This is a genomic window from Streptomyces sp. SID3212, assembly GCF_009865405.1.
Lineage (GTDB): Bacteria > Actinomycetota > Actinomycetes > Streptomycetales > Streptomycetaceae > Streptomyces.
The window spans coordinates 1-20,398 of sequence record NZ_WWJY01000211.1; the positions used below are offsets into that span (position 1 = coordinate 1).

General features: G+C 69.9%; 19 protein-coding genes, 1 pseudogene and 1 riboswitch. Of the genes and pseudogenes, 6 read left to right on the forward strand and 14 right to left on the reverse strand.

Features of this window, described 5'->3' with window-relative positions; all coding sequences use genetic code 11:
* Positions 1-353: 353 nt before the first annotated feature.
* The 3 genes from GT042_RS06120 to GT042_RS06130 form a co-directional block, all read right to left on the reverse strand.
* On the reverse strand, positions 354-1,382 hold the full coding sequence (locus GT042_RS06120) for a C40 family peptidase (RefSeq protein ID WP_161307675.1): 1,029 nt from the start codon (positions 1,380-1,382) through the stop codon (positions 354-356).
* Between the two features lie 317 nt (positions 1,383-1,699).
* Positions 1,700-3,064, reverse strand: coding sequence for an NYN domain-containing protein (locus GT042_RS06125; protein ID WP_161307676.1), 1,365 nt, complete (start codon positions 3,062-3,064; stop codon positions 1,700-1,702).
* A gap of 33 nt (positions 3,065-3,097) precedes the next feature.
* Positions 3,098-3,340: a hypothetical protein gene (locus tag GT042_RS06130; protein ID WP_161307677.1), complete on the reverse strand. Its 243-nt coding sequence runs from the start codon at positions 3,338-3,340 to the stop codon at positions 3,098-3,100.
* Between the two features lie 183 nt (positions 3,341-3,523).
* On the opposite strand from GT042_RS06130, the gene GT042_RS06135 reads away from it, so the two are divergent.
* Positions 3,524-4,201, forward strand: coding sequence for a rhomboid family intramembrane serine protease (locus GT042_RS06135; protein WP_345943695.1), 678 nt, complete (start codon positions 3,524-3,526; stop codon positions 4,199-4,201).
* The gene (locus tag GT042_RS06140; protein ID WP_161307678.1) at positions 4,198-4,479 is read left to right on the forward strand and encodes an Lrp/AsnC ligand binding domain-containing protein; all 282 of its coding nucleotides are present in this window, start codon (positions 4,198-4,200) and stop codon (positions 4,477-4,479) included. Before GT042_RS06135 ends, GT042_RS06140 begins: the two co-directional genes overlap by 4 nt.
* Positions 4,480-4,542: 63 nt before the next feature.
* On the opposite strand, the gene GT042_RS06145 is transcribed toward GT042_RS06140, so the two are convergent.
* From GT042_RS06145 to GT042_RS06170, 6 genes are all read right to left on the reverse strand, one after another.
* A complete protein-coding gene (locus GT042_RS06145; protein WP_161307692.1) occupies positions 4,543-5,934 on the reverse strand; it encodes an aminotransferase class V-fold PLP-dependent enzyme in 1,392 nt (463 codons plus the stop codon).
* Positions 5,935-5,990: 56 nt separating this feature from the next.
* A riboswitch (SAM riboswitch) is annotated at positions 5,991-6,108 on the reverse strand.
* A 144-nt stretch (positions 6,109-6,252) separates the two neighbouring features.
* Positions 6,253-7,317, reverse strand: coding sequence for an anthranilate phosphoribosyltransferase (gene trpD, locus GT042_RS06150; protein ID WP_161307679.1), 1,065 nt, complete (start codon positions 7,315-7,317; stop codon positions 6,253-6,255).
* 260 nt (positions 7,318-7,577) lie between these two features.
* Positions 7,578-9,209: a cytochrome bc complex cytochrome b subunit gene (locus tag GT042_RS06155; protein ID WP_161307680.1), complete on the reverse strand. Its 1,632-nt coding sequence runs from the start codon at positions 9,207-9,209 to the stop codon at positions 7,578-7,580.
* Positions 9,206-10,264: a Rieske 2Fe-2S domain-containing protein gene (locus GT042_RS06160; protein ID WP_161307681.1), complete on the reverse strand. Its 1,059-nt coding sequence runs from the start codon at positions 10,262-10,264 to the stop codon at positions 9,206-9,208. The genes GT042_RS06155 and GT042_RS06160 overlap by 4 nt, the downstream gene beginning before the upstream one ends.
* The gene (locus GT042_RS06165; RefSeq protein ID WP_161307682.1) at positions 10,261-11,070 is read right to left on the reverse strand and encodes a c-type cytochrome; all 810 of its coding nucleotides are present in this window, start codon (positions 11,068-11,070) and stop codon (positions 10,261-10,263) included. Before GT042_RS06165 ends, GT042_RS06160 begins: the two co-directional genes overlap by 4 nt.
* Positions 11,071-11,146: 76 nt before the next feature.
* Positions 11,147-11,767, reverse strand: coding sequence for a heme-copper oxidase subunit III (locus tag GT042_RS06170; RefSeq protein WP_161307683.1), 621 nt, complete (start codon positions 11,765-11,767; stop codon positions 11,147-11,149).
* Between the two features lie 202 nt (positions 11,768-11,969).
* Here GT042_RS06170 and GT042_RS06175 point away from each other — a divergent pair, with 202 nt between their 5' ends.
* Positions 11,970-12,371, forward strand: a complete 402-nt coding sequence (locus GT042_RS06175; RefSeq protein ID WP_161307684.1) for a hypothetical protein — start codon at positions 11,970-11,972, stop codon at positions 12,369-12,371.
* Between the two features lie 131 nt (positions 12,372-12,502).
* On the opposite strand, the gene GT042_RS06180 is transcribed toward GT042_RS06175, so the two are convergent.
* The 4 genes from GT042_RS06180 to coxB form a co-directional block, all read right to left on the reverse strand.
* The gene (locus GT042_RS06180; RefSeq protein ID WP_161307685.1) at positions 12,503-13,759 is read right to left on the reverse strand and encodes an Ig-like domain-containing protein; all 1,257 of its coding nucleotides are present in this window, start codon (positions 13,757-13,759) and stop codon (positions 12,503-12,505) included.
* Positions 13,760-13,869: 110 nt separating this feature from the next.
* Positions 13,870-14,268, reverse strand: coding sequence for a cytochrome c oxidase subunit 4 (locus GT042_RS06185; protein WP_161307686.1), 399 nt, complete (start codon positions 14,266-14,268; stop codon positions 13,870-13,872).
* Positions 14,265-16,007, reverse strand: coding sequence for a cytochrome c oxidase subunit I (gene ctaD / locus GT042_RS06190; protein ID WP_161307687.1), 1,743 nt, complete (start codon positions 16,005-16,007; stop codon positions 14,265-14,267). Before ctaD ends, GT042_RS06185 begins: the two co-directional genes overlap by 4 nt.
* Complete coding sequence (gene coxB, locus GT042_RS06195) at positions 16,004-16,966, reverse strand: cytochrome c oxidase subunit II (protein WP_161307688.1); 963 nt, start codon at positions 16,964-16,966, stop codon at positions 16,004-16,006. The genes ctaD and coxB overlap by 4 nt, the downstream gene beginning before the upstream one ends.
* A gap of 259 nt (positions 16,967-17,225) precedes the next feature.
* On the opposite strand from coxB, the gene GT042_RS06200 reads away from it, so the two are divergent.
* Positions 17,226-18,608, forward strand: coding sequence for a cysteine desulfurase/sulfurtransferase TusA family protein (locus GT042_RS06200; RefSeq protein WP_161307689.1), 1,383 nt, complete (start codon positions 17,226-17,228; stop codon positions 18,606-18,608).
* A gap of 57 nt (positions 18,609-18,665) precedes the next feature.
* On the opposite strand, the gene GT042_RS06205 is transcribed toward GT042_RS06200, so the two are convergent.
* Positions 18,666-19,640, reverse strand: coding sequence for a carbohydrate kinase family protein (locus tag GT042_RS06205; protein WP_161307690.1), 975 nt, complete (start codon positions 19,638-19,640; stop codon positions 18,666-18,668).
* 146 nt (positions 19,641-19,786) lie between these two features.
* On the opposite strand from GT042_RS06205, the gene GT042_RS06210 reads away from it, so the two are divergent.
* Positions 19,787-20,026 carry a hypothetical protein gene (locus GT042_RS06210; protein WP_161307693.1) on the forward strand — a complete coding sequence of 80 codons (240 nt, stop codon included), beginning with the start codon at positions 19,787-19,789 and terminating at the stop codon, positions 20,024-20,026.
* Between the two features lie 132 nt (positions 20,027-20,158).
* Positions 20,159-20,398: pseudogene (locus GT042_RS06215) on the forward strand (hypothetical protein); the annotation flags it as partial.

A 20,398-nucleotide genomic window follows, 5' to 3' on the forward strand; every position in this document is an offset into this window, starting at 1 on the left:
CGGCGGCCGCCGTGGCCGCCGCGACGGACACGGCCGTCACGGCGCCGCCGCGGACACCGAATCCCTGACCGGGCTGTGAGGGGCGACGATGGGACACCACAGAGCCGCGCTCCCTTCCGCTGTACGCACACGCGCAGCCCCTGCCGCCCGACGGGCGGACCGATGGCCGGGGTTGCGCGTGGCAGACAGTAGCCGGGCGGACACGGGGCGGCCAACGACCGGCTCGCGCACACACAGTGACGCCCCGCCGTGGACCACAGGTCACCGGCGGGGCGTGGTGCCGACACGGGAGCGGGGAAGTTCCCCCGAATGGGCGGTCCCCGCCGTGTCGTGCCGTGTTGCGGAGGCGCCGCTCAGATGCGTACGCCGAACTGGTAGCTGCCGGCCCACTCCATGGCCTCGTACCGCACCACGGCACCGGGCTTGGGGGCGTGGATGACCTGGCCGTTGCCGACGTACAGGGCCACGTGGCTGAGACCGCTGAAGAACACCAGGTCGCCGGGGGCCAGTTCGCTGCGGGCGATGCGGGTGCCCTCGTTGGCCTGGGTGTAGGTGGTACGGGTGAGCTGCACGCCGGCCTGGGCGTACGACCACTGGACCAGCCCCGAGCAGTCGTAGGCGTTGGGGCCCTCGGCGCCGGATATGTAGGGCTTGCCGAGCTGTGTCTTGGCGGCGGCCAGGGCGGCGGCGGCGCGGCCCGAGGCGGGCGGCGGGGTGTCGCCGAGGTCCACGCGGTCGTTGCCGCGGCTGGCGCGCTCCGCGTCGGCGGCGGCGAGTTCGGCGCGCTCCTTCGCGGTCAGGGTGTTGAGCACCTGCTGCGCGGCGGCGAGCTTCTTCTGGACTTCCTTCTTGTTGTCCGCGAGCTGCTTGCGGGCGTCGGAGAGGTCCTTGACCTTGTCCTGCGCCTCGGTGCGCTGCTGGGCGAGGGACCGCTGCTTCGCCTGGATCTGCTGGAGCGTCTCGGCCTGCTTGGCACTGACCTGGTCCAGCGTGGAGGCCTTCTCCAGGTACGTGTCGGGGTCCGAGGAGAGGAAGAGCTGGATGGACGGGTCGATGCCACCGGTGCGGTACTGGGCACTGGCGATCGAACCGAGCTCGTCGCGGAGGTCGTTGAGGTCGTCCTGGCCGTTGGCGACCCGGTCCTGGAGGGTGCCGACCTGCTTCTCCAGCTTGTCCTGCGCGTCTTCGGCGGCGTGGAGCTTCTCGTTGGCCACCTCCGCCTCGTGGTAGAGCTTGTCGACCTGCTCCTTGACCTCGGCCTTGGAGGGCTTGGGGGCCGCGTTGGCGGCCTGGGAGGTCAGCGCCACGGCAGCGGCCGCGGTCACGGTGAGAACGGTCACCCGGGCGCGGTTGGGCTGCTTGGGACGACGGTGGGACGCCACGAAGGCGAGCTCCTTCTTCCTCAGCCGCCTACCGGGCAGGGGACGTATGTCCCGGCTCCGCGCGTTCAGCTCCCCCGGGAACCGGGCTGAACGGCGTGGACTCGGCGGTTCCTTCGCTGCCACCCCGAATGGGTGATCGACCGCGCGAAGGTTCGAGGCCTGACCCTAGTGACCTTCTTGTGATCAGTTCAAATCCTCACGGGAAAAATCTCGGCCGCGAGGGGCATAATTTACCGACACCACACAGGCAGTAAGGGACTTTTGACGCTGCGGTGGCCACAAGAGATGCCAATTCGGTCATTGGCCGCACGAGTTGACTAGCTACGCGAAAGCCGCTTCAGCAACAAGGCGGACGCGACGGGCCGGGCGCCGGCCTTCGCCACTCCGTCCGCGACCTCACGGTCGGTGGAGACCACCACGACGGGCCGCCCCGGCGGCTCCGCGCGCACGAGCTGGCGGATCAGTTCGTCCGCCGTGATCCCGGGTTTCGAGAACAGCACCCGCACTCCGCGCGGCGGCGCGAGCAGCACCGGGGCCGCCAGTTCGGCCCCGTCGAAGACACACGTCATCTCGGCGCCCGACTGGGCCGCCAGCATGGCGAGGCCGCCCAGCAGCCGCAGCCGCTGCTTCTCCAGCGGCATCGTCGGATAGCCGGTCTTGGTGACGTTGTAGCCGTCCACGATCAGATGCGCCTGGGGCAGCGCCAGCAACTGGTCGAGCAGCGCCGGGTCCATGTCGGACAACGCCCGCGCCGCCACGTCCTTCGGCGACATCCGGCCCGGCTCGACCGCGTCGACCGTGTCGGCGGGCCGGGCGTTGGCCGGCGGCAGGGCCAGCTCGCGGCGCAGTCCCTGCGCCGACTCCAGGACCGTGTCCAGCAGCAGCCGCAGCCGCATGTCCTCTATCGACCGGCCCTCGCGCGCGGCCCTGCGGCTCGCCTCGACCGTCGACTCGGCCTCGGTCAGCCGCGCCCTGATCCGCCGTGTCTCGCTCTCGGCGGCCGACACCTGCGCGGCGGCCTCGGCCTTGAGCGTCTCGGACTCGGCGGTCGTACGGCGCAGGGCGGCCTCGCCCCGCTTCACGTCGCTCTGGGCGCTGCGCAGCTTGCGGTGGAGCGACTCGGCCTCCTTTCGGGCCGCCTCCAGCTCCGTACGCAACCGCTCGTTCTCGGTCTTCGTCAGCGCCTTGGCGACGGCCAGCTCCTCGCGCAGCCGCTCCAGCTCGCGCCGGGCCTCCTCGCCCGCGCGCTCGGCGTCGGCCCGCTGGGCCTCCTCGCCGGCGGCGGCCACCAACTTCACCCATCCGGGGGGCCGCAGCACGTACGCGGCGGCGGCCACGTCGACGGGATCGGCCGCGGCGGGCGGCGATCCGGACTCCAGGGCGGCGGACAGCTCGGGCTGCGACTGGGTGATCCGCTCCCCGATCCGCTGGCGGAAGAGGGGGTCGCTCTCCAGCGCGGCGGCCATCGCGTTGCCCGCGAACCTGGCACGCCTGTTCGGGGTGAAGCGGGCGTACTGGCGCAGCTGCGCCGGGAGTTCGGTGACGGTCAGCCCGCCGAAGGCGTCCGAGACCAGCGCGACGACGCGGCGTCTCACCCCGTCCGGGAGCGGACGGTCGAGCGCCTCGGCGGCGTCACCGCCGGCCGCGCCGGCCGGCTCGGCACCGCTGTCCGGCTGCTCCACGCTCCGTCACCCCACTACCCTCGGGCGGTTCCCTCAGGAACCGGCGCCCGGCCTGTCGACCAGCTCGATCTGGTCCACCGCGTTGCACCAACGGCAGCGCACGGACTCGATGGTCTCACTGACCACCTCACGCTCCTCCACCTTCGGCTCCCCCGCCAGGTCCAGATGGACGTACTCCACGACCCTCGACGACCGGGTCACGTCGAAGCGCGTGAGATTGCCGCAGAGCGTGCAGCGCCACCGGGTGGCGGCCGTCGGCCGGGGAACCGTCGTCATCGTGCCGTCCTTGACTGTCGGGGTGGGGCCGGCGATGTGCGCCGTCGAACGTGTGGATGTCCGCCCGTAACCCTACGGCCTCGCGGGTACCCCATGGTCCGGCGAGGCATTCCCGCCCGATGACTCCCGGTACGCCATGCTCTGTCCGTGACCAATTGGCGCACGGCGAACGACGGCCCCGTGGTGACGTACGGACTGATCGCGCTCTGCGTGCTGACGTTCCTGATCAGCCCCCTGTCGGGCTTCACCATGGCGTACGGGAGGGGCGAGGCGCTCCTCGGGGCGCAGAGCGCGTACTTCGAACGCTGGGGCGTCATCCCCGACCAGCTGACGCACGACCCCACCCCGCGCGCCCTGCTGACCCCTCTCACCGCGCTCTTCGTCCACGGCAGCTGGCTGCATCTGCTGGGGAACATGCTCTTCCTCTACGTCTTCGGTGCGATGACGGAGGAGCGGATGGGACGACTGCACTTCGCACTGTTCTACCTGGCGGCCGGCTACGCCGCCCTGTTCGTGTACGCGATGGCCAACGCGGGCTCGGAGCAGACCCTGGTCGGGGCGTCGGGCGCGATCTCGGCGGTGCTGGGCGCGTTCCTGCGGCTCTTCCCCCGGGCGCGGGTCACCAGCCTCTTCCCGTTCCTCCTCTTCCTGCCGCTGCGCTTCCCCGCCTGGATCGTGCTGATCTTCTGGTTCGTCCTCCAGTGGGTGGCCGCGCGGAACGCCGGATCGGGGCCCGGGGTCGCCTACCTCGCCCATCTGGTGGGCTTCGCCGTGGGCTTCTGCTACGCCTGGGGGCGTTACCGGCGTAGCGATAGGGTGGAGGTCAAAGCCGTGGCCACCGAGGGAGAACGTCAGCCGTGATCACCGCGATCGTGCTCATCAAGACCAGCGTCGGCCGGATCCCCGAGATCGCCGAGTCGATCGCCGCGCTGGACAGCGTCAGCGAGGTCTTCTCGGTCACCGGTACGTACGACCTGATCGCCATGGTGCGCGTCGCCAGGCACGACGACCTGGCCGACATCATCCCCGGGTCGATCAGCAAGATCGAAGGCGTCGAGGCGACGGACACGCACGTCGCGTTCCGTACCTACTCCCAGCACGACCTGGAGGCGGCCTTCGCGATCGGGCTCGACGCGTAGACCGCCCCTCCTGAAGTGCCGGGCCCCTCCTGAGGTGCCGGGGCGGATCCGTCAGGGCGTACGTCAGACGGTCTCGCCGTCCCGGTCCGGGACGCAGCGGCCTTCCTCGGTGCGGTAGCTCCAGCGGGCGCCCTCGCGCACCAGTTCCCTCACCGCGCCGACGAACCGGTCCACGTGCTCGTCGGGCGTGCCCGCGCCGAAGCTCACCCGGATGGCGTTCAGCGAGCGCTCGCCCGGCTCCGCCTCCGGCGCGCCGCACTCCCCCGGGTCCTGCGGGTCGCTGCCCAGCAGGGTCCGTACCAGCGGGTGGGCGCAGAACAGGCCGTCCCGCACCCCGATGCCGTACTCCGCGGAGAGCGCCGCGGCGAAGTGCGAGCTGTTCCAGCCCTCCACCACGAACGAGAGCACACCGACCCGCGGGGCGTCGTCCCCGAACAGCGACAGCACCCGGACCTCGGGCACGGAGGCGAGCCCGTCCCGCACCCGGCGGACGAGCCGCTGCTCCCGGGCGACGAGCGTGTCGAACCCGGCCTCTTCGAGCGCCTTGCACGCCGAGGCGATGGCGTACACACCGATGACGTTGGGCGAGCCGGCCTCGTGGCGGGCGGCCGTGGTGTGCCAGTCGACGTCCACCCCGCCGTCCGCGCGCCGGGCGACCTTGCGGCTGGCGCCGCCGCCCGCGAGGTACGGCTCCGCCTCCCGCAGCCAGTCGGCGCGGCCCGCGAGGACACCCGAGCCGAAGGGCGCGTAGAGCTTGTGCCCGGAGAAGGCGACCCAGTCGACGTCCAGTTCGGCGATGTCCACGGGGTGGTGCGGGGCGAGCTGCGCCGCGTCGAGGACGATCCGGGCGCCGTGCCGGTGGGCGGCGGCGGCCAGCTCCCGTACGGGCCAGATCTCCCCGGTCACGTTGGACGCGCCGGTGACACAGACCAGGGCGGGGCCCTGCTCCCGTCCGGCGAGCGCCCGGTCGAGCGTGGCGACGGCCTCGGCGGGGGTACGGGGTGCGTTCAGGTACGTCACCCGGGCGTCGCGCCAGGGCAGGAGCGAGGCGTGGTGCTCCGTCTCGAACACGAAGACCTGGGTGTCGGCCGGGACCACGGCGGCCAGCAGGTTGAGCGAGTCGGTGGTCGAACGGGTGAAGACGACCTGGTCGCCGGGGCGGCAGCCGAGGAACTCCGCGACCGTACGGCGGCTGTTCTCGAACAGGTCCGTCGACAGCTGGGAGAGGTAGCCGGCGCCGCGGTGCACGCTGCCGTAGTACGGCGCGTAGGCGGCGACGTCGTCCCACACCCGCTGGAGCGCGGGGGCGCTCGCCGCGTAGTCGAGGGCCGCGTAGGTGACCTCGCCCCCGGTGACGAGCGGGACCGTCACGTCGCGCCCGAGCACGGGCAGCGGCGCCGCACAGGCGGGGTCCTCGGTGGTGGTGCTGCTGGACTGCGACGTGGCGGCGTTCAGGTATGCGGACGTCACGAGACTGCTCCCTCGGGGACCTGGACCCCAGGAAAGCCAGGGGTCCGCGCTTGCCATAGACCTCGCTGCCTACGGCCTGGTCTTCACCCGGGGCACCCCGCCACGGACGGAGGGTTGCCGGACAGCGAGCCGGGGCCTAAATCGCTGTCACTCATGACCTTGTGCACGAGCTTGACATACCCGGGCAGCGGCCTCAAGTCCGCGTCCGGGATGTGGAACGGAGCAGGTGGGGGGAACGGAAGAGGCGGGGCGCGGCCACCGGCCGCGCCCCGCCCCCCCTCTCTCTTCCCGCTGACGCTTCCGCTACCGGTGCGACGCCTCGACCCAGCGCGCGAGGGCCCGTCCCGCCGCCCCCGAGTCCACCGACTCCGCCGCGCGCGCGATGCCCGCCGCCAGCTGGAGCTCCAGGGCGTCGTCCGTCGGGTCCAGCGCGACCAGCGCCGCCGCGGCGTTCAGGAGCACCGCGTCCCGTACGGGACCGGTCTCGCCGGCCAGCAGCCGGCGGGCCACATCCGCGTTGTACGACGCGTCCGCGCCCCGCAGCGCCTCGACCGGCACCAGCGCGAGGCCCACCTCACGGGGGTCGAACGGCACCTCGCCGACCTTCCCGTCCCGTACGACCCACACCCGCGAAGTCGCGGTCGTGGTCAGCTCGTCGAGCCCGTCGTCGCCCCGGAAGACCAGCGCCGAACTGCCGCGCTCGGCCAGCACCCCCGCCACGATGGGCGCCATCCGCCGGTCCGCCACACCCACGGCCTGGGACCGTACCCGCGCCGGGTTGGTCAGCGGCCCGAGGATGTTGAACGTGGTCTGCGCGCCCAACTCCCGGCGCGCCTTGGCCGCGTACCGCAGCGCGGGGTGGAACTTCACGGCGAAGCAGAAGGTGATCCCCGCCTCCTCCGCGACCTCCGCGACCCGCTGCGGGGTCAGTTCCAGGTTGACGCCGAGCTTCTCCAGGACGTCGGAGGCGCCGCTCGCGGACGACGCGGCGCGGTTGCCGTGCTTGACGACCTTCGCGCCGGTGCCCGCGACCACGATCGCCGCCATCGTGGAGATGTTGACGGTCTTGGCGAGGTCGCCGCCGGTCCCCACGATGTCGACCGTACGGCCCGGCACCTCGATCGTGTTGGCGTGGGCGTACATCGCGCGGACCAGGCCGGAGACCTCCTCGACGGTCTCGCCCTTCGCCCGCAGCGCCACGGCGAAGCCCGCGATCTGCGCGTCGGTGGCCTCGCCGTCCATGATCTGGTTCATCGCCCAGGCGGTGTCGTCCGTGGACAGGTTCTCGCCGCGCAGCAGGGGGTTGAGGACGCCCGGCCAGGTCCGGGCCGCCACGGTGTCGCCTCCGACGGGGGTAACAGCGCTCATGCTCGCTCCTGGGTGTCAGCACAACGGGCCCCGGCCTGCCGCCGGACCCGCCGCTCAGCCTATCGGCGGACACGACCCCGGCGGGCCCCGTGCCCGTACTGCGGACCGTCCGATCTCGGGGGCGCCGGAGGTGTCGGGACCGCGCAGGACCATGCCGGACCGCACCGGACCGCTGCGGACAACGCCGAGGGCCCCGGCCGGTCTCCGGGAAGGAGACCGGGCCGGGGCCCTCGGTGGTGGCGACCCTGGGGTCGGTGGGATCAGTGGTGGCCGTGGCCGCTCGTGATCTCCTTGTACTCCTCGGCGGTGGGCTTGGGGATCTGGGTGTTCTCCCCGTAGAAGCCCTTGCTGAGCTTCACCCGTGCCTTCTCGACCGGCGAGACCTTCCGCTCGACACCGTTCTCGTCGACCGTCGGGCCGAGTTCGGCCGGCTTCGGCTGGTCGTGCGCGGTGAGCTTGTACAGGTCACCCTGGTCCAGCGGGGTGTGGACCTCGACGAACTCGCCGTGCGGCAGCCGCTTGATGAGCCCGGACTCGCGTCCGTGCAGCACCTTCTCGGCGTCCCGGCGCTGGAGGCCGAGGCAGAACCGCTTGGTGACGACGAAGGTGAGGACCGGGACGACGAAGAACCCGACCCGGACGAACCAGGTGATCGTGTTGATCGACAGATGGAAGTGCGTGGCCCAGATGTCGTTCCCGCCGCCGACCAGCAGCACGAAGTACCACGACAGCCAGGCGACACCGAAGGCCGTACGGGTCGGCGCGTTGCGCGGCCGGTCCGCGATGTGGTGCTCGCGGTCGTCCTTCGTGACCCAGGCCTCGATGAACGGGTAGACGGCGATCGCGACGAGCACCATCGGGAAGATGACCAGCGGGATGAACACACCGAGGACCAGCGTGTGGCCCCAGAAGTTGATCTCCCAGCCGGGCATGAACCGGATGAGCCCCTCGGAGAAGCCCATGTACCAGTCGGGCTGCGCGCCGGTGGAGACCTGGTCGGGCCGGTAGGGGCCGATGGCCCAGATCGGGTTGATCGTGGCGATCGCCGAGACGATCGAGATCACACCGAAGACCAGGAAGAAGAACCCGCCGGCCTTCGCCATGTAGATCGGCAGCAGGGGCATGCCGACGACGTTCTTCTCCGTACGGCCGGGGCCCGCGAACTGCGTGTGCTTGTGCACGAACACCAGGATCAGGTGCCCGGCCACCAGGCCCAGCATCAGTCCGGGCAGCAGCAGGATGTGGACCGAGTAGAACCGGCTCACGAAGTCGCCGCCGGGGAACTCCCCGCCGAACAGGAACATCGAGATGTACGTACCGACGATCGGCACGGACAGGATCGCGCCCTGCACGAAGCGGACACCGGTGCCGGACAGCAGGTCGTCCGGGAGCGAGTAACCGGTGAACCCGGTGAACATGCCGAGGACGAACAGCAGGAAGCCGAACAGCCAGTTGACCTCACGGGGCTTGCGGAACGCACCCGTGAAGAACACGCGCATCATGTGCACGAGCATCGCCGCGAGGAAGATCAGCGCGGCCCAGTGGTGGATCTGCCGGATCAGCAGGCCACCGCGGACGTCGAAGCTGATGTCCAGCGTCGAGGAGAACGCCTCCGACATCCGTACGCCCTGGAGCGGGACGTAACTGCCGTGGTAGACGACCTCGTTCATCGACGGGTGGAAGAACAGCGTCAGATAGACACCCGTCAGGATGATGATGATGAAGCTGTAGAGGCTGACCTCGCCCAGCATGAAGGACCAGTGGTCCGGGAAGATCTTCCGCATGTTGGCCTTGGCCAGGCCGTAGATGCCCAGCCGGCCGTCCGCCCAGTCGGCGACCCTTTCCCCGGCGGGCGCCTTGCGGTTGTTCGTCTCGTCCGAGCTGTTACTCATCCGCGCTCCCAGAAGGCAGGGCCGACGGGCTCTTCGAAGTCGCCGAGCGCCTCGAGGTTGCCCTCACCGTTCACTCCGATCCGCAGCTGCGGAAGAGCGTGACCGGCCGGGCCGAAGAGGACCCGGGCGCCGTCGGAGAGGTCGAAGGTGGACTGGTGGCACGGGCAGAGCACGTGGTGCGTCTGCTGCTCGTACAGGCTGATCGGGCAGCCGACGTGGGTGCAGATCTTCGAGTAGGCCACGATCCCCTCGTGGGACCACTCGAGTTCGCGCTTGTCCTTGATGTCGTCCGGCTGGATACGGACGATCATCAGGGCGGCCTTGGCGATCTCCTGCTGGAACTCCTCGCTGTCCTCCTCCAGCCCCTCGGGCATGGCGAAGGTCAGCGAGCCCACGACGACGTCCTCGGGACGCAGCGGCTCCAGGGTGTTCATGTTGATGAGCTGCTTGCCCTTGGCCCACAGGGTGCTGCGGAGCTTCTTCTCCGGCAGCGGGCCGAGGTCGCGCAGCAGCACCACACCGGAGAGCGGTACGAACGCCAGCGCCCCGAACATCGTGTTGCGGATCAGCTTGCGCCGGCCGAAGCCGGACTCCGAAGCACCGGCCGCGAAGTCCGCCAGGACCTTCGCCTTGACCTCGGGCGTCGCCGCGATGGGGTGGCGCTCGTCGGTCATCTCGACGTCCGACATCAGCGTGCGCGCCCAGTGGACCGCGCCGGCGCCGATGCAGAAGAGCGCGATGCCGAGCGTCACTCCCAGCGAGAAGTTCAGGATGCTGATGTGCCCGATCGGCCAGATGTAGACGATCTTGTCCACCGGGAACGCGACGAACGACGCGATGAACGCGACCGTCGCCAGCATCGAGAGCAGGAACAGGAAGGCGACCACGCGCTCGGACCGCTTGGCGGCGCGCTCGTCGATGTCCTGGATCCGCGGCTGATGCGCGGGCAGTCCCGGGTCGGCGAACGGATCGTCCGCCCGCTCGACCGCGCCGCCGTGCCCTGGCTCCTGCGCGCTCGGCAGGTTCTCTTCTTCTGGAATCTCTTGGCTACTCATGACTTCTTGGCCTTAGCGGTGTGGGCCGCGACCCAGATGGCGACTGCGATACATGCGCCGAGCCCGAAGATCCAGCCGAACAGGCCCTCACTGACGGGGCCGAGGCCGCCCAGATTGAGGCCGCCGGGGCTCGGCGAGTCGGCGCCGTTCACCGCCTGGATGTACGCGATGAGGTCCTTCTTCTGCTGTTCCGGCATCGTCGTGTCCGGGAAGGACGGCATGTTCTGCGGGCCGGTCTGCATGGCCTCGTAGATGTGCTTCGGACTGACGCCGTCCAGGTTCGGTGCGGTCTTGCCGTGTGTCAGCGCGCCGCCCTCACCCGTGAAGTTGTGGCACTGGGTGCAGTTGGTACGGAACAGGTCGCCGCCCTTGGCGATGTCCGCGCCGTCGGGGCTGTACTGCTCCGAGGTCGGCTGGGCGGGGCCCGCGCCGAGGGACGCCACGTACGCGGCGAGCTGGTCGATCTCCTTCTGCGAGTAGATGACCTTCTTCTTCGGCACCTGCGCGCCGGGCTGCTGGGCCGGCATGCGGCCGGTGCCGACCTGGAAGTCCACGGCGGCCGCGCCGACGCCCACCACGGAGGGACCGTCGCTGCTGCCCTGGCCGCCCACTCCGTGGCAGCTCGCGCAGCCCACGGAGTAGAGCTTCTTGCCCTCCTCGATGGCGAGTGACTGGGAGGTGGTGTCGGCCTGCGCCTTGTCCGCGGGCGCGAACGCCGCGTACAGCCCCCCGGTGGCCGCCAGCGCGAGGAGTAGGACGACGACCGCAGCCAGCGGATGGCGTCGTCGTGCGGAGAGCTTTTTCACGGATTACCCCGGTGTCAGGATCTTCTGCGTCGGTGCTTGCTGGACAGTGTGCGGACGCGCTCAGGGGCGCGGTCCGTTACTTGATCAAGTAGATCGTGGCGAAAAGGCCGATCCAGACGACATCGACGAAGTGCCAGTAATAGGACACAACGATGGCGGCGGTTGCTTGCTCGTGGGTGAACCTCTTGGCCGCGTACGTCCTGCCGAGGACGAACAGGAAGGCGATCAGGCCACCTGTCACATGCGCACCGTGGAAGCCGGTGGTCAGGTAGAACACCGAGCCGTACGGGTCGGAGGACAGCGAGATGCCGTCGTTCTTGACCAGTTCGGTGTACTCGAAGATCTGACCGCCGATGAAGATCGCACCCATCACGAACGTGATCACGAACCAGGTGCGGAGCTTCTTCACGTCACCGCGCTCCGCGGCGAAGACGCCGAGCTGGCAGGTGAGTGAGGAGAGCACCAGGATCGTGGTGTTCGTCGCCGAGAACGGAACGTTCAGGTGCGACGCCACTTCCTTCCAGTGCTCCTCCCCCGTCACGGATCGCAGGGTGAAGTACATCGCGAAGAGGGCCGCGAAGAACATCAGCTCGGAACTCAGCCAGATGATCGTTCCGACGCTGGTGAGGTTCGGCCGATTGACCGACGGGTGCGCGTGCCCGGTTTCTACTGTCGTTGCTGTCGCCACGACCGACATTATGTCGGTCCCTTATCCCGCCCTCACTCCGGGGGGTGCAGTTCGGTGTGTCCATGCGCCTGTCCAGCCCGAACGGCCCAGCGAAGACCTGTCATTACCCGTGCTGACACGCTGTCCGACGGAGTAGCATCCGCGCATCGGTTCAGAGCACGTGCCCTGAAGCCCCCGAAGCCCTCGCAGACACGGATGTCACGGAGGAACAATGCAGCCGACCGCCACGGTGCTGGTCTACAGCGACGACGCGAACACCCGCGAGCAGGTACGGCTGGCGGCGGGACGCAGGCCGGCCGCCGACGTGCCGCCGATCCGGTTCCTGGAGTGCGCCACCCTCCCCGCCGTGATCAAGGCCCTCGACCAGGGCGGCATCGACGTCTGCGTGCTGGACGGCGAGGCCGCGCCCTCGGGCGGTATGGGCGTCTGCCGCCAGATCAAGGACGAGATCTTCAACTGCCCGCCCGTGCTGCTCCTGATCGGGCGCCCCCAGGACGCCTGGCTGGCCACCTGGAGCCGCGCGGACGCCGCGGTGACCCTTCCGGTCGAACCGGTCGGTTTCGCGGACACCCTGGCCGCCCTGCTGCGTACGAGGCAGGCCGTGGGGGCGTAGTCCCCGCCGGGGCTCACTCAACCCTTGGAATGAACGAATGAACGAATGAACGGGCGGGTGCCGTACGGGACTACTCCCTTACGGCACCCGCCCGTTCGCCGGGCGCCCGTTCGCCGGTCGCCCGCCGCCCGTCAGACCTCGGGACGCAGCCGTCCCGCCGCGGCGGGGCCCGTGCCCTCCGGGACGCCGGCGGTCAGGACGCTGCCGCCGCGCCACTTGTCCCAGCTCAGGTTCCAGTCGCCGAACCCGTTGCCGAAGTTCTCCATCGTGTGACCCTCGCTGTTGACGACCCGCACGACGTCGCCCTGGCGGACGACTCCGAAGAACCACTTCGCGTTCTCGGTGGACATCCCGACGCAGCCGTGGCTGACGTTGGCGGAGCCCTGCGAGCCGACGGACCAGGGCGCGGCGTGCACGTACTCACCGCTCCAGGTGACCCGGGTGGCCCAGTAGACGGGCAGGTCGTACGACTCACCGCTGCCGGCCGCGATGCCGACGCTCGTTCCCCGCATCCGGACGAACTGCTCCTTGCCGAGGATCACTTTGATCCCGTTACGCGTGGAGAAGCCCGGTTTTCCGGTGGTCACGGGGATGCTTTTTATCTCTTTGCCGTTGCGGTAGACCGTCATGTAGTGCGATCCGGCGTCGGCCACGGCCTCGACACGGTCGCCGGTGGACAGCTTCAGCGGCTTCACGGGCCCGCCGTACAACCGCCCGACCCTCACTCCTTGGAGCGTACTGGTCGCGGTGACGGTGCCGTTGGCGGGCCAGAAGTCCTTCGGCCTGAAGTGCAGGGTCTTGCTGTCCACCCAGTGCCAGGCGCCGTGGGCGCCGGGGCTGGAGCGCACCTTGAGGGAGCGCTCGACGACGGCGCGGTCCGCCTTCGCCTTGACGGGGGCGCTGAGTGTCGCGGTGACGGGCTGTCCGACGCCGTACTTGCCCGCCTGCGGGCCGAACTGGACGGTGAGGAGCTTCTTGCCCTTGGGGGCCTGGGTGTCGAAGGAGAGCGTCCTGGAGCCGGGTGCGCCGCCGTCGTCCTCGGTGGCGACGTGGACGGTGTAGCGGGTGCCCGCCGCGAGCGGGGCCGTGGAGCGCCAGCGTGAGCCGTCGGCGGTGAGTTCACCGGCGAGGTAGCGGCCCGAGGTGTCGGTGGCCGTGACGTCCGTGATGCGGCCGCCGCCGCCCTTGGAGGTGACCTCCAGGGGTTTGTCGGGGTTGGCCTTCTTGCTGCCGGAGGGGGCGCTGAACGCGATCTGCCCGGCGGCGTCGTAGGGCTCGGCCGAGAGGGGGTTGTCACCGCTGTCCCCGCACGCGGTCGCGCCCGCCCCGAAGGACACGACCAGCAGGGTGCAGCTGAGAACGGTGCGGAAGCGTGGCGTGTGGTTCATGCCCCTCACGCTATGAAGCTTCGCCGCCGGCAGCGCGGCGGAGTAGGCCGAACGAGGGGAGGCCGGGCACTCCTCTCGGAGTGTCCGGCCTCTTTTCGCCTCAGGTCGTGCTACTGGGTGCGGCTCTCACCGCGGTAGTACTCGAAGACCCAGCCCCACAGGCCCACCAGGATCAGCGGCGCCGAGAAGTACAGCAGCCACCAGCCGATCGCGATGCCCAGGAAGCCGAGCGCGCCGCCGACGGCGAGCGAGAAGGGCTGCCAGCTGTGCGGGGAGAAGAAGCCCACCTCGCCGGCCTCGTCCGCGACGTCGGCGTCCTTGTTGTCCTGGGCCATGGCGTCGACGCGCCGGGCCGTGAAGGACAGGTAGAAACCGATCATGATCGTCAGGCCGAAGGCCAGGAAGAGCGCCGTGGTGCCGGCGGCCTCCTTGGACCACACGCCGTACAGGACGGCGATGCCCAGGATGAAGACGCTCAGCCAGAGGAAGAGCGTGCCTTGGATCTTCACTTCCCGGCCTCCTTGCCACCGGCGAGGGCGCCGGTCCCGGCTCCGTGACCGGCGGTCTCCAGCTGTTCGAGCGCGGCGATCTCCGGGTGGTGGAGATCGAACGCCGGGGATTCGGAACGAATGCGCGGCAGGGTGAGGAAGTTGTGCCGCGGGGGCGGGCAGGAAGTCGCCCATTCGAGCGAACGGCCGTAGCCCCACGGGTCGTCGACCTCGACCTTCTTGCCGTACTTGGCGGTCTTCCACACGTTGTAGAAGAACGGCAGGATCGACAGGCCGAGCAGGAACGAGCTGATCGTGGAGATGGTGTTCAGCGCGGTGAATCCGTCGGCGGCGAGATAGTCCGCGTACCGGCGTGGCATGCCTTCCGCGCCCAGCCAGTGCTGGACGAGGAACGTGCCGTGGAAGCCGATGAACAGCGTCCAGAAGGTGATCTTGCCGAGCCGTTCGTCCAGCATCTTGCCGGTGAACTTCGGCCACCAGAAGTGGAATCCGGCGAACATCGCGAACACCACGGTGCCGAAGACGACGTAGTGGAAGTGCGCGACCACGAAGTACGAGTCGGAGACGTGGAAGTCCAGCGGCGGCGAGGCCAGGATGACGCCGGTCAGACCACCGAAGGCGAAGGTGATCAGGAAGCCGATCGTCCAGAGCATCGGTGTCTCGAAGGACAGGGAGCCCTTCCACATCGTGCCGATCCAGTTGAAGAACTTCACCCCGGTCGGGACCGCGATGAGGAACGTCATGAAGGAGAAGAACGGCAGCAGCACTCCGCCGGTGACGTACATGTGGTGGGCCCACACGGTCACGGACAGGCCGGCGATGGAGATCGTCGCCGCGATCAGGCCGATGTAACCGAACATCGGCTTCCGGCTGAACACCGGAATGATCTCGGAGATGATCCCGAAGAAGGGCAAGGCGATGATGTACACCTCTGGATGCCCGAAGAACCAGAAGAGGTGTTGCCACAACAGCGCTCCGCCGTTGGCGGCATCAAAGACATGTGCTCCGAACTTGCGGTCCGCCTCCAGTGCGAAGAGGGCGGCGGCGAGCACCGGGAAGGCGAGCAGGACCAGCACACCGGTCAGCAGCACGTTCCAGGTGAAGATCGGCATGCGGAACATCGTCATGCCGGGGGCGCGCATGCAGATGATCGTGGTGATGAAGTTGACCGAACCGAGGATCGTGCCGAAGCCGGAGAAGGCCAGGCCCATGATCCACAGGTCGGCGCCGACACCCGGCGAGCGGACCGCGTCCGACAGCGGGGAGTAGGCGAACCATCCGAAGTCGGCGGCACCCTGGGGGGTGATGAAGCCGCTGACGGCGATGATCGAGCCGAAGAGGTAGAGCCAGTAGGCGAACATGTTCAGCCGCGGGAACGCCACGTCGGGCGCACCGATCTGGAGCGGCATGATCCAGTTCGCGAATCCGGCGAACAGCGGCGTCGCGAACATCAGCAGCATGATCGTGCCGTGCATCGTGAACGCCTGGTTGAACTGCTCGTTCGACATGATCTGCGTGCCGGGACGGGCCAGCTCGGCGCGCATGAAGAGCGCCATCACCCCGCCGATGCAGAAGAACGCGAACGACGTGATCAGGTACATCGTGCCGATCGTCTTGTGATCGGTGGTGGTCAGCCACTTCACGACGACGCTGCCGGGCTGCTTGGGGCGTACCGGAATCTCGTTCTGGTACGCGTCCTCCGCCGCGGCGGCACCCTGGGGTTCGTTGAGGATGCTCACAGGTTCTTGTCCTCCGCGTTCCTGGCCGGGTCCGTCTGCGCGATGCCCGCCGGGATGTAGCCGTTCTGGCCTTCCTTCGCCAGGTCCTTGAGGTGCTGCTGGTAACGCTCCGGAGAGACCACCTTGACGTTGAAGAGCATCCGGGAGTGGTCGACGCCGCAGAGTTCGGCGCACTTGCCCTTGAAGGTGCCCTCCTGATTGGGGGTCACCTCGAAGGCGTTGGTGTGGCCCGGGACGACGTCCATCTTCATCAGGAAGGGCACCACCCAGAAGTCGTGGATGACATCGCGGGAGGTCAGGATGAAGCGGACCTTCTCGCCCTTGGGGAGCCAGAGGGTCGGGCCGGGGTTGCCGGTCTGCGGATTCCGCTCGCCCGGGACGCCGGCGTCGTAGACGCCTTCGGCGCCCTTCGGGAAGTCCTTGAGGAACCGGTTCGGGATGGAGCTGATCTCACTGGGGATCTTCGTCCCGGTGGTCGCGTCGCCGTCCACGTTCTCGATGTAGTTGAAGCCCCAGCTCCACTGGTAGCCGACCACGTTCACGGTGTGGGCCGGCTTGTCGGAGAGGTTGAGGAGCTTCGTCTCGTCACGCGCGGTGAAGTAGAAGAGCACCGAGACGATGATGAGGGGGACCACGGTGTACAGCGCCTCGATGGGCATGTTGTACCGGGTCTGCGGAGGTACCTCCACCTTGGTGCGGCTGCGCCGGTGGAAGATGACGCTCCACAGGATCAGACCCCATACCAGTACGCCCGTGATGAGCGCTGCCGCCCACGAGCCCTGCCAGAGGGAGAGGATCCGAGGGGCCTCTTCCGTCACCGGGGTGGGCATACCCAGGCGGGGGAAGTCCTTGTACGTGCAACCGGTGGCGGTCGCAAGGATCAGGCCCGCAGTCAGCACCTGCGGCAGCGTCCGCCGCATCGGGCGCCGCGACGAGCGGTCGGAGCCGTTGGGACTCACGTAGCGCCTTCCCGAGAGTCTCGCCCGCACGGCCGGCTGCGGCCGTGTCGGTCGGTCGCCGGCCCTGACGCGGGCAGGGGTTTGGATGTTTATGCGGACCAAACCCTACTGGACGCAATTTGGGGTCACGCAGCGAGGGTGCCCAACGCGCCGCCGCGCACCTCGAAGGGGTGGAATACCCCCCTCCGGGACGCTTCTGACGCCCCCTCCGCGTGCCGTCACCGACTCGCCCGCCGGGCCCCGGGGTTAGCGTGGCGGCGTGCCCTACTTCGACGCCGCCTCGTCCGCCCCGCTCCACCCCGTCGCGCGCCAGGCGCTCCAGGCCTCGCTGGACGAGGGGTGGGCCGATCCCGCCCGGCTGTACCGGGAGGGGCGGCGGGCGGCGCTGCTGCTGGACGCGGCGCGGGAGGCCGCGGCGGAGGCGGTCGGCTGCCGTCCCGACGAGCTGGTGTTCACTCCTTCGGGGACGCACGCGGTCCACGCGGGCGTGGCGGGGGTCCTCGCGGGCCGCCGGCGTGTCGGCCGGCATGTGGCCGTCTCCGCGGTGGAGCACTCCTCGGTGCTGCACGCGGCGGCTTCCGGCGGTGACGTGACCGAGGTGCCGGTGGACCGGTTCGGGGCGGTTTCGCCCGAGTCGTACGGTGAAGTCCTGCGTACGGACACGGCGCTGGCCTGTCTCCAGTCGGCCAACCACGAGGTGGGGACGGAGCAGCCGGTGGCCGGGGTCGCCGAGGTGTGCCGGGGCCGGGAGGTCCCGCTGCTGGTCGACGCGGCGCAGTCGCTGGGGTGGGGGCCCGTGGAGGGCGGCTGGTCGGTGCTGACGGCCAGCGCCCACAAGTGGGGCGGTCCGGCGGGGGTGGGGCTGCTGGCCGTCCGCAAGGGGGTGCGGTTCGCGCCCCAAGGCCCCGCCGACGAGCGGGAGTCGGGGCGGGCCCCCGGCTTCCAGAACATCCCGGCGGTCGTGGCGGCGGCGGCGTCCCTGCGCGCGGTACGGGCGGAGGCCGCGGCGGAGGGCCTTCGCCTGCGGGCGCTGGTGGACCTGGTCCGGGCCCGGGTGCCGGAACTGGTCCCCGATGTCGAGGTGGTGGGCGATCCGCTGCGCCGGCTCCCCCACCTGGTCACCTTCTCGTGTCTCTATGTCGACGGCGAGGCGCTGGTGCACGCGCTGGACCTGGCGGACTTCTCCGTCAACTCCGGCTCGTCCTGCACGAGCAGCACGCTGACCCCGAGCCATGTGCTGCGGGCGATGGGCGTGCTGTCGGAGGGGAACGTACGGGTCTCGCTGCCGCCCGGCACCCCGCGGGCGGAGGTGGAGCGGTTCCTGGAGGTGCTGCCCGGGGCGGTGGCGGGGGTACGGGAGCGGCTGGGCGCTCCGGTCACGCTCACCGGTCCCGGCGCGACGCCCCCGCTCGTGGTGGACACGCTGGTGGTCGACGCGCTGGGGCGGCGGTGTCCGATCCCGGTGATCGAGCTGGCGAAGGTGATCGGTGACGTGCCGGTCGGCGGGACGGTGACGGTCCTCGCGGACGACGAGGCGGCGCGGCTGGACATCCCGGCGTGGTGCGGGATGCGGGGCCAGGAGTACGTGGGCGAGGAGCCGGCGGACCACGGTGCCGCGTATGTGGTCCGCCGGGTGTCGTGAGGCGTGGGGCGGCCGGGCGTCGCCTCGCGGCTGCCCGGCGGCTTCCCCCCGGCCGTCTCAGACCAGGTGCGCCCTGACCTCGGTGGCCGCGTCGTGGCCGTACGCCTTGGTGAAGCGCTCCATGAAGTGCGTGCGGGCGAGCGTGTACTCCTGGGTGCCGACCGTCTCGATGACGAGTGTCGCCAGCATGCAGCCCACCTGGGCCGCTCGCTCCAGGCCGACGCCCCAGGAGAGGCCGGAGAGGAAGCCCGCGCGGAAGGCGTCGCCGACCCCTGTGGGGTCGGCCTTCCTGTCCTCCTCCGGGCAGCCGACCTCGATCGGGTCCGCGCCGACGGATTCGATGCGCACGCCGCGCTTGCCGAGGGTGGTGACGCGGTGGCCGACCTTGGCGAGGATCTCCTCGTCGGTCAGTCCGGTCTTGGACTCGATGAGCCCCTTCTCGTACTCGTTGGAGAAGAGGTAGGTGGCGCCTTCGAGCAGGGTGCGGATGTCGTCGCCGGTCATCCGGGCGATCTGCTGCGAGAAGTCCGCGGCGAACGGGATCTTGCGGGAGCGGCACTCCTCGGTGTGGCGGAGCATCGCCTCGGGGTCGTCCGCGCCGATCAGGACGAGGTCGAGGCCGCCGACGCGGTCGGCGACCTTCTTGAGCTCGATCTGACGGGCCTCGCTCATCGCGCCCGTGTAGAACGAGCCGATCTGGTTGTGGTCGGCGTCCGTGGTGCAGACGAACCGGGCCGTGTGGAGGACCTCGGAGATCCGGACCGAGGCGGTGTCGACGCCGTGCCGGTCGAGCCAGGCGCGGTACTCGTCGAAGTCCGCGCCGGCGGCGCCGACCAGGATGGGTGCGGTGCCGAGCTGGCCCATGCCGAAGCAGATGTTCGCGCCGACACCGCCCCTGCGTACGTCGAGGTTGTCGACCAGGAAGGAGAGGGAGACCGTGTGGAGCTGCTCGGCGACCAGCAGGTCGGAGAAGCGGCCGGAGAAGGTCATCAGGTGGTCGGTGGCGATGGAGCCGGTGACTGCGATTCGCACGGCGTGAACGCTCCTGGGGAGGAGAACGGTTGACAGTTCACGCTACCGGTTGCCCGGCCGCCCTCCTAAGAGGCCCCAACCCGGAAAATTACCCGAAAGTACAACTTTCTTCGCGAGCCGGTCCGTGCGACTCTTCCACCATGGCCATGGACAGCGTGCCGTTCGAGAACCCCTTGAGTACCCCTCCGGCCGGGAGTGAGGCCGATGGTGAGGACGAGGTGACCCTGGCCGGACTCCGCGAGGACTGCGCGCGGATGGCGTCGCACTGGGCGGCGGGGTCCGCCGGGACGCGGGCTCCGGTGCCGCCGTCCCTGATCCACGGAGTGACCGTACCGCCGGGATCCGCGCGGCTGCTCGACAAGATGTCCGCGTACGGCGACTGCTGATCCGGGGCCGCGCCCCCGTGATCCGGGCGGCGCTCCCCGCCTGTCCCCCGTACGGGGGAACCGCACGGCGCTCCCTTCCGTCCCACCGGTGTCCCCGTCCGGGGACACGTACGTGGTCGAAGGAGCGAAGCCGTGACGAGTACGGAGGGTACGGAGCCCGACCCGAGCACCGGCACCGGCGGTCCACGCCGGCGGCGTTCCCCGCTGGCCGTCGCGACGGTGGTGGCGGCGGTACTGATCGCCGGGGGCGGCGGCCTGTATTTCGCGGGCGCCACCCCGGGCGGCGGCGGAAGTGGCGACGGCGGGGGTGGCCGCGCCGGCGCGAAGAGTGATCCCCCGCCCCTCGCCCTGGACAGCGCGGCCCGGGCCACG